Source organism: uncultured Sphingomonas sp., assembly GCF_946477935.1.
In the GTDB taxonomy this organism is placed as follows: Bacteria; Pseudomonadota; Alphaproteobacteria; order Sphingomonadales; family Sphingomonadaceae; genus Sphingomonas.
The window spans coordinates 1-3,118 of sequence record NZ_CAMLAC010000324.1; the positions used below are offsets into that span (position 1 = coordinate 1).

Below are 3,118 nucleotides of genomic sequence, written 5' to 3' on the forward strand. Positions count from 1 at the left end.
GGCCGACCCTGCAAGGTGGCGAGCCTGTAGAGCGCGTTGGCCTGCTGCGCCTCGAACGGGGCGATGGCGGCGCGGGTGGCGGCGGCGATGGTCGCGACCTGCGACACCTCCAGCGGCGACACCTCGCCGGCGCGCAACTGTTCGCGCACGAGGGCGACCGCACGGTCCTGCGTCGCCGCGACCTCGCGCGCGGTTGCGATGGCGCGGGTCGATCCGCACAGGTCGACATAGGCCAGCACGGTGTCGGCAACCACGGCGACGCGCAGCCCGTCGACGATGGCGCCCTGCGCTTCGGCATCCGCGCCCGCCGCGGTCGCGGCCGATCGCAGCCGGCCGAACAGGTCGAGATCCCAGCTCGCTGTCGCGGCGATATCATAATCCGTCGTCGGCACGTTGCCCGACGCGCTCGGTTGCGAGGCGGGGTTGTCGACCGCCAGCGCGCTCTCGATCGTCGTCTGCGGCAGCCGCACCGCCCGTGCCTGCCGCAGAGCGGCGCGCGCGCCGTCCAGATTGGCATAGGCCACGCGCAGATCGGCATTGGCGGCCAGGGCCGATCGTACCAGTCCATCGAGGACAGGATCGTCGTAGAGCCGCCACCAGTCATTCGGCACCTGCGCGATCGACGCGACGGGAAGCCGGGCGAACTCGCCGGTCGCGCTCGGCGGGGCGACCGTCGGCGGAGGTGTGGGCACGCTCATGCACGCGGAGGCGAGCAAAGCGACGGCGGGGACGAGGCGACGGATCATGCCAGCACCTCCCTCGATGCAGTGGCAGGCGGCACGGTGCGGTCCTCGCCATACCGGGCGTAGAGTGCGGGCAGCAGCAGCAGGTTGAGCGCGGTCGACGAGATGAGGCCGCCGAGGATCACGATCGCCATCGGATGCTCGATCTCGTGTCCCGGCGCGTTGCCCGCCACGATCAGCGGCACCAGCGCCAGTCCCGCGCAGGCGGCGGTCATCAGGATCGGCACCAGTCGCTCCTCCGCGCCGCGCAGCACCAGTTCGCGCCCGAAGGTCATGCCCTCGTGCCGTTCGAGATGTTGGTAGTACGACAGCAGCATGATGCCGTTGCGCGCGGCGATGCCGATGACGGTAACGAACCCGACCAGCGAGCCGAGGGACAGCACCCCGCCGGTGACGGCAACGGCGACGACCCCGCCGACCAGCGCGAACGGCAGGCTGACACCGACCAGGGCGGTGATCCGGCGCGAACGGAACTCCATCCAGACGAGCAGCAGGATGCCGACGAGGCACAGCGCCCCGATGCTCCAGAGGCGGCTGCGCGATTCCTTCAGTGCGGCATATTCGCCGAGCACCTGCGGATGGTAGCCGGTCGCGAACGGCACCCTGGCGACCGCGGCGTCGACCGCCTGCGCGACCGTGCCGAGGTCTGCGCCCGCGACGTTCATCGTGACGTCGAGCCGGCGCTGGCCGTTCTCGCGCTTCACCTCGTTGGGCGCAGGCGCGATCTCGATATCGGCGATGTCGCCGAGCCGCACCGGCGCCCCGGCAGCTCCATTGCCCGGCGCGGGCACCTGGATCATCAGGTCGCGCAAGGCGTGGACGCTGTTACGCACCGCCGGCTCGCCCCAGACCGCCACGTCGAAGGCACGCTGGTCGCGGTAGATTTCGCCGACCTTGGCCTGCGCGACCAGCACCTGCGCCTGGCGGCGCACCTCGCCCGCGGTAAGGCCGAACCGCGCCAGTTCGCCCGCACGTGGCCGGATGCGGATCTGCGGCACCAGCACCTGCGATTCCAGCTTAAGGTCGGACACGCCCGGAACCCCACTGATCGCCTCACGGACGCGGGCACCGGCCGCCCGCAGCTCCGCCTGGTCCGGGCCGTAGATGCGCACGACGATCGTCGCGCCAGCGCCGGTCAGCACCTCCTTGATCCGCTCGCGCAGATAGGTGAGCACGTCGCGATAGAGGCCGGGATAGCCCTCGACCACTTCCTTGATCCGCTTCACCGACGCATCGTAATCAGCGTTCTCGTCGAGGCTGATCCAGAGTTCGGTGAAGTTGGGGCCGACCACCTCGTCGGCCTGTTCGGCGCGGCCGATATGCGCGCCGAAGTTGCGGACGCCGGGGATGCTGCGCAGCTCCTTCGACGCGCGGATCGTGATCCGGTCCATCGCCGCGATCGACGTGCCCGGCTTTTCGACGAAGTGCATCAGGAAGTCGGTTTCGCGGAAGTCGGGCAGGAACTGGTCCCTGAACGTCGCATAGCCGACCCCGGCCAGCAGCAGCCCGCCCGCGACGATCCCGACCGCCAGCGCCGGTCGCCCGACGACGCGCGGCAGGAAGCCGGTGTAGCGGCGCTTCAACGCGGCGACGAGGCGGGTGTCGCGCTCCTTCTTCAGCGGAGCGTTCGGCAGCAGCAGCAGACACATCGCGGGCGTCACGGTCAGCGCGACCAGCAGCGACATGCCGATCGCCAGCACATAGGCGATCGCCAGCGGCTGGAAGAAGGTGCCCGCGACGCCGCCCAGAAAGAAGATCGGCACGAATACCAGCATCACGATCAGCGACGCGAACACGACCGCCGAGCGTACCTCCAGCGACGCCGCCAGCACCACTGCGAAGGCGGGCTGCGGATCGGCGGACTCGCGGTTCAGCCGCAGCCGTCGCGCGATATTCTCGACGTCGATGATCGCATCGTCGACCACCTCCCCCAACGCGATGACGAGGCCGGCGATAATCATCACGTTGATCGTCGCGCCCGACCACAGCAGCATCAGCCCCGCGCCGAGCAGCGACAGCGGGATCGCGACGAGGCTGATCGTCGCCTGTCGCCAGTCGCGGGTGAACAGGAACAGCACCGCCGCCACCAGCGCGCAGCCGATCAACAGCGCGCGGGTGAGATTGTCGATCGAGCGTTCGATGAAGGTCGCCGGGCGGAAAATCGTCGTGTCGACCTTCACGTCCTTCAAACCCGGCTTCAGCTCGGCGAACGCCGCCTCGACCGCGCGGGTCAGCTCCAGCGTGTTGGCGGTCGGCTGCTTCTCGACGATCAGCATGATGCCCGGGCCGTCGTCGATGATGGCGTTGCCGATCGGCGCATTGAAGCCATCGATCACGCGCGCGACGTCTCCGATCCGTACCGGTGCCTCGCCCGC

The 3,118-nt window shown here is 69.6% G+C and carries 2 protein-coding genes; both read right to left on the reverse strand.

The genetic code is table 11. The features are described from left to right. Positions 1-746: TolC family protein (locus tag Q0U08_RS19295; RefSeq protein ID WP_298093388.1), on the reverse strand; the 746-nt coding region annotated here is incomplete at its 3' end. Next, positions 743-3,118, reverse strand: a 2,376-nt coding sequence (locus Q0U08_RS19300) for an efflux RND transporter permease subunit (protein ID WP_298093390.1), incomplete at its 5' end; no start/stop codon positions are given. The genes Q0U08_RS19295 and Q0U08_RS19300, both read right to left, overlap by 4 nt.